The following is a 6,070-nucleotide window of genomic DNA, read 5'->3' on the forward strand; positions in this document are numbered from 1 at the left end:
TGCGTCCAGCGGCCAACATTGACGGCTTACAAACCGGCACAGTCGACAACTGGGTGGCGCAATCCGAGCAGGAAAATGGCAACCTGGCCCAAGCCCGCATTGCGCTGGAAGTGGCGCGGCTTGAAATCGCCAAAGCCAAAGCAGGCCACCTGCCCACGCTGGACTTGAATGCCAGTTACGGCATGACGCGTTACCGCAACGGTTCCGTCAGCCAGCCCAACACCAACGCCGCCACCATCGGGCTGGCCCTGAACCTGCCGCTTTACACAGGCAGCGCCACACAAAACCGGATCAAGGAAACCGTGGCCTTGCAAGACAAAGCCCGCAGCGACCTGGAAGCGGCCCAGCGCAGCGTGGCCCAGGCCACCCGCACGGCTTTCTTTGGCGTGCAAGCAGGCCTGAGCCAGATCAAGGCCTTGCAAGCCGCTGAGGCCTCCAGCCAAAGCGCTTTGGACGCCAACAAACTGGGCTACCAAGTGGGCGTGCGCATCAACATCGATGTGCTCAACAGCCAAAGCCAACTCTTCCAAACCAAGCGTGATCTGGCCAAGGCCCGCCACGATGTGCTGTTGGGTCAACTGAAGCTGCGCCAAGCGGCAGGTGTGCTCAAGGGCAGCGATGTGCAAGGCATCGACGCGCTGCTGCAAAAGTAAACCGCTGCCGCGCTCAGGCCTCCCGCGTCAGGCGGGGGCCGACTTGCCCCCCTCAAAGTACAGGCCTGCGTCGAAAGACTCAGGCCTTTTGCGTGTCTGGCCCAGCGTGCTGCGGGCGCTGCGACACAAGGGCCAGCAACGCCTGGGCATACCGGTCGGCGGCGCCCCGGCTTTGCGCCACCAAATCCAGGCCTGCTTGGCGGGCAAAGGCCAAGGCCGCACGGTCATGAGTCCAGGCCAACACCTGGTCCAAAGCCGCGTCCATGTCGAGCACCCCTTGGGCCGCGCCTGCTGCCACAGCTTGTTCAGCGGCTTCGGCAAAATTGAAGGTGTGCGGCCCCATCACCACGGGGCACCCAAAGGCTGCCGCTTCGATCAGGTTTTGCCCACCCAAAGACATGAAACTGCCGCCCAACAAAGCCATGTCGGCGGCCTGAAAATACAGCGGCATTTCGCCCAAGCTGTCGCCCAAGCACACCTCTGCCTGCGCTGCAGCAGCCGGCCAGGCCTGCCCCTCGCTTGGCAAAGCAGTGCGCCGAAAAACCGACCAACCCCAGGCTTGCACCTGGGCATGCACAGCGTCAAAGCGCTGGGGATGTCGGGGCACCAACAACCACAAAACACCTGCCGCCTGCAACGCGGCTCGGCGCTGCGGCTGCGCTGCCAGCGCGTCCAGCCACAGGGCTTCTTCCCCTTCTCGGGTGCTGGCCAACATGACCACCGGACGGGGCACGCCCTGCAGCGTCCATTGCTGACGCCATTGCTGGGCCAGCGCCAAGGCCAAGGGTTGGGCTTGCACATCAAATTTGAGGTTGCCCAAGACCGCCTTCACGGGTGCCCCGATGGTGCGCAGCCGGGCGGCATCGGCCTGAGATTGGGCCAACACACCACAGAGGCCGCGGTAAGCAGGCCCGGCAAGCCAAGACATGCGCTGCGCTGCGCGCAGTGAGCGGGCATTCAAACGCGCATTGGCCAAAAACAAGGGCACACCTTGCCGCTGGCAGGCTCGCACCAAAGCGGGCCAAATTTCGGTCTCCATCAAGATGCCCAAACGGGGGCGGTGGTGCTGCAAAAACCGCTGGGTGGCTTGGGGTGTATCCCATGGCAACCAGGCTTGAACATCGCCGGGCTGGAGCAGGCTCTGGCCCTGAGTCCAACCCGTGGCGGTGCTGTGGGTCAGCAGCAAACGCATGCCCGGCAGGCGCTGGCGCAAGGCATCGACCAGCAAACTCGCCGCCCGGGTCTCGCCCAAAGACACGGCATGCACCCAAACACTGCCGGGCGTCAAAGCGGGGGTGTCGTAGACACCAAAGCGCTGGGGCATGTGTTGCAAATAACCAGGCTCTTGCCGCCCACGGCGCTGCAATTTGCGGCGCAGCAGGGGCTGCAAAGCGCGCATCAACAGCCCGTATGCCACCAGCGCCAGCGACTCAAACCAGCGTTTTTTAGCGGGCGTCGGCGTGGCCCCTTTGGCGTCAAGCATCGGCGAACAATTGTGCGTAAACGCGCCCAATGCCTTCGGCCTCTTTGGCCAAAGAAAAATGGGTCACCACACGCTGGCGGGCAGCTTGCCCCATGCGCAAGACCTGTTCATGGTCGCTCAAGACGGACAAAACGGCTTGCGCCAAACCCGGGGCATCGCCGGTGTCCACCATCTCCCCGGTCAAACCCGGGATGGCCAGTTGGTCAAAGGCACCTGTGCGCGAACACACCAGCGCGCATTCGGTGGCCGCCGCCTCAAAGGGGGTGAGCCCAAAGGGCTCGTAGCGCGGACAAGCCACACACAGCCAACAGCGTTGGTACCAAAGGTGCACCTGGCCCGCGGGCACTTCACCCAAAAAAACGATGCGGTCGCTCAAGCCTGCTGCCGCAATTTTGGCTTTCAGTGCGTCCTGATACGCCTGGTGCTTGGGTTGAGCCAGGCCGGCGATCACGGCGGTGGCACCGGGCAATCGGGGCAGAGCGTCGATCATGGCGTCCACAAACACATCGCTGCCTTTGTCGGGGCGCACACGGCCAAAGACACCAATGCCGTACGCACCGGGCAATCCCGAATCCTGCCAAGCTTTGCGCTTGTCGGGCGGAGGTGAAAAACGCGACAAATCAATGCCGTGGGGCACCACCGCCGTGGTGTTGGGCACAAAAGAGGCCGCCAGCGGCGTGGTCGAGATGACCGCATCCATTTTGGAAATCAACCAACGCGGAAAGGCCCCGTGCAAGTGCTGGGCCGCCGAGGTGAACACCAACTTGATCGGCAAGCGCAACACGTCGCGGGCAAAAATGGCGGCCATCATCTCCGGGTCGCGGCGCACATGCCAGATGCGAAATGCACGGCCTTCGGCGGGTTTGCGAGACAAGCGGATGGCTTGGCCCAGCGTCATCCCATCAATGCCATTGGACATGCGCGTGCCGCAAAAACCCAATCGCCATTGCTCCGCCTGCACAGGCACCAAAGCATTGATGGTGGCCGAAACACCTGTGTAGCGCTGTTTCAGATTGAAAACGATGACCTCGGGGTCCAGACTCAGCGCGGCATTGGCGGGATTCATGTCGGTCATTCGTGACAGACCGTCTCAATGCGCCGAAGCTTGTACTTGCGCATCGGGCTTGACCGATCGCAACAGCGCCAACATCTCGGTTTCGATGCGGTGCAACGCCGCTTCGGTCTGGCCCTCAAAGCGCAGCACCAGCACCGGTGTGGTGTTGGAGGCGCGGATCAAACCAAAACCATCGGGCCAGTCGACACGCAGGCCGTCGATGGTGAACACCTGTGCTGGGGGCTTGAACAGATCACCGGCCAAAAATTGCAACGCACGGGGTCACGTCGTGCGGCTCGCCCTCGGCGCAGGCCACGTTCAGCTCGGGTGTGCTGAAACTGGTGGGCAAGGCGTTCAGCACCGCATTCGCATCGGGCGCTCTGCTGACGATTTCAAGCAAACGGCAACCGGCGTAAGTGCCGTCGTCAAAACCATACCAACGTTCCTTGAAGAAGATGTGCCCGCTCATCTCGCCGCCCAAGGGGGCCTGGCCGCCTGCAGCCTCGATGGCCCGCATCTGGGCCTTGATCAGGGAATGCCCTGTTTTGTACATCAAGGGCTGGCCGCCTGCGGCCTCGATGGCCGGTGCCAGGCGTTGCGAGCATTTCACGTCAAACAAAATGGTGCCGCCCGGCACGCGGCTGAGCACGTCCTCGGCAAACAATTGCATCTGGCGGTCGGGGTAAATGTTATTGCCGTCTTGGGTGACGATGCCCAGGCGGTCGCCGTCGCCGTCAAAGGCCAGGCCCAATTCGGCCCCGCTGGTTTTCAGGGCGTTGATCAAGTCTTGCAGGTTTTCCGGCTTGCTGGGGTCGGGGTGGTGGTTGGGAAAGTTGCCGTCCACCTCGCTGAACAGCTCAATCACTTCGCAGCCCAAAGCGCGGAAGATGCCGGGGGCTGAGGCGCCTGCAATGCCGTTGCCCGAGTCGATCACGATCTTCATGGGGCGCGACAACTTCACGTCGCCCACGATGCGCTGGGTGTAGTCGGCCAGCACGTCCAAGTGCGTCACACTGCCACCGCCCATCGGCTGCCAGGTTTCGGCTTCCATCATCTGGCGCAGGCCCTGGATTTCGTCGCCATAAATGGCACGACCGCCCAGCACCATCTTGAAGCCGTTGTAGTCCTTGGGGTTGTGGCTGCCCGTCACCTGGATGCCGCTTTGGCACGCGGTGCTGGCCGCAAAGTAGAGCATGGGGGTGGTGGACAAGCCGATGTCGATGACCTGGATGCCTGCGGCCACCAGGCCGCGAATGAGCGCAGCCGACAGGTCCGGGCCACTCAGTCGGCCGTCGCGCCCTACAGCCACCGTGGTCTGGCCTTCGGCCAAGGCATGCGTGCCAAAGGCTTTGCCCAAGCCCTCGGCCACTTGGGCATTCAAGGTCGACGGCACCACGCCGCGGATGTCATAGGCTTTGAAGATGGAAGGGGTGATTTGCATGCGTTGTGCCGGTCAAAAAGCCACTGCGGCTTGGATCATTCTGAAAACGAGATTGTAGGCGGGCCGCGCTAACATTACCCCCATCCACCATGCTTTCAAAAGGCCAACCATGCAGCCCTTGAGCGCTCTTCGCATCGACAGCCCCTTGGGCCCGATCACGCTGGCGGCCAGCACCCAAGGCCTGTGCGGCCTGTGGTTTGACGGTCAAAAACACGGCCCCACCGAAGTCCAGCGCCAGCAGTGGCCAAATGGTGAGCTCCAGCCCTTGCTGCAAAAGGCCGCAGCCCAGGTGACGGCCTACTTTGCAGGCCAATTGACATCGTTTGATCTGCCTTTGGATTTGTCAGCAGGCACGCCCTTCCAGCAATCGGTCTGGCGCGTTTTGCTGTCCATCCCTTGTGGCGCGCACCAAAGCTATGGCGATGCGGCAAGGCAATTGAACAATCCTCAGGCCGTGCGTGCCGTGGGTGCGGCCGTGGGGCGAAATCCAGTGAGTATCATCGTGCCTTGCCACCGCATTTTGGGTGCCGGTGGCCAACTCACGGGCTACGCAGGCGGGCTGTGGCGCAAGCAAGCGCTGCTGCGGCTGGAAGGCCATCCCGTCACCTGACTTGATTTATGCATGCATTTCCCGCCAAAGGCTGGCTGGCCGACTTTCTGATCCTGGCCGCCATCTGGGGTTCTTCTTTTTTGTTCATGCGTCAGGCAGCGTTAGAACTCGGGGCATTGCCCACCGCCGCGATTCGGGTGAGCATTGCCGCACTCTTTTTGTTGCCGATCTTGCTGGCCAAAGGCCACTGGGCCGACCTGCGTCGCCACTGGAAACCGGTGTTGTTTGTGGGCGTGCTCAACAGCGGCATCCCGTTTGCGCTGTATTCCTTTGCCGTGATGCACATCACCACCGGGTTCTCGTCCATCCTGAACGCCACTGTTCCGCTGTTTGGCGCGGTGGTGGCTTGGCTTTGGCTGGGTGACAAACCCAGCCTGTCACGCACCTTGGGCTTGGCCATTGGCTTTGGTGGCGTGGTGTTGCTCGCCGGCGGGCAAGCCAGCTTCAAGCCCAATGCTTCTGGCATTGCCCCGGCTTGGGCGGTGCTGGCCTGCCTGGCGGCCACGACTTGTTACGCCTTGTCGGCCAGTTTCACCAAGAAACACATCCCCAGCCTGCCGCCCTTGGTCACGGCCACGGGTAGCCAGATCGGGGCCACTTTGGCCTTGGCCCTGCCTGCGCTGTGGTTCCGCCCGGACCACTGGCCCAGTGCCTCGGCCTGGGGGGCTTTGCTGGTGGTGGGGGTACTTTGTACCGGCGTGGCCTACATCCTGTACTTCAAGTTGATCGAAAACTCGGGGCCTGCACGGGCGCTGACGGTCACCTTTCTGGTCCCGGTGTTTGCCATCGCCTATGGCGTGATGTTTCTGGGTGAAACCGTCACAGCCTG

5 protein-coding genes and 1 pseudogene are annotated in these 6,070 nt (G+C 62.4%); 3 read left to right on the forward strand and 3 right to left on the reverse strand.

The features are described 5' to 3' along the window. The coding region (locus Q0341_RS00430; RefSeq protein ID WP_299509762.1) for a TolC family protein at positions 1-653 on the forward strand (653 nt) is incomplete at its 5' end. A gap of 79 nt (positions 654-732) precedes the next feature. Here the strand turns inward: Q0341_RS00430 and Q0341_RS00435 are convergent. The 3 genes and pseudogenes from Q0341_RS00435 to Q0341_RS00445 form a co-directional block, all read right to left on the reverse strand. Then, entirely contained in the window at positions 733-2,136 is a 1,404-nt protein-coding gene (locus Q0341_RS00435; RefSeq protein WP_299509765.1) for a 3-deoxy-D-manno-octulosonic acid transferase, read from the reverse strand. Beyond that, the gene (locus tag Q0341_RS00440; protein WP_299509768.1) at positions 2,129-3,202 is read right to left on the reverse strand and encodes a glycosyltransferase family 4 protein; all 1,074 of its coding nucleotides are present in this window, start codon (positions 3,200-3,202) and stop codon (positions 2,129-2,131) included. The genes Q0341_RS00435 and Q0341_RS00440 overlap by 8 nt, the downstream gene beginning before the upstream one ends. Positions 3,203-3,226: 24 nt before the next feature. Further along, a pseudogene (locus Q0341_RS00445) lies at positions 3,227-4,631 on the reverse strand (phosphomannomutase/phosphoglucomutase). Positions 4,632-4,740: 109 nt separating this feature from the next. On the opposite strand from Q0341_RS00445, the gene Q0341_RS00450 reads away from it, so the two are divergent. Together Q0341_RS00450 and Q0341_RS00455 are read left to right on the forward strand one after the other, a co-directional pair. Then, positions 4,741-5,241, forward strand: a complete 501-nt coding sequence (locus tag Q0341_RS00450) for a methylated-DNA--[protein]-cysteine S-methyltransferase (protein ID WP_299509769.1) — start codon at positions 4,741-4,743, stop codon at positions 5,239-5,241. Positions 5,242-5,249: 8 nt separating this feature from the next. Continuing rightward, positions 5,250-6,070: EamA family transporter (locus tag Q0341_RS00455; protein WP_299509770.1), on the forward strand; the 821-nt coding region annotated here is incomplete at its 3' end.

It is taken from the genome of uncultured Limnohabitans sp. (assembly GCF_937889215.1).
Taxonomy (GTDB): domain Bacteria; phylum Pseudomonadota; class Gammaproteobacteria; order Burkholderiales; family Burkholderiaceae_C; genus Limnohabitans_A.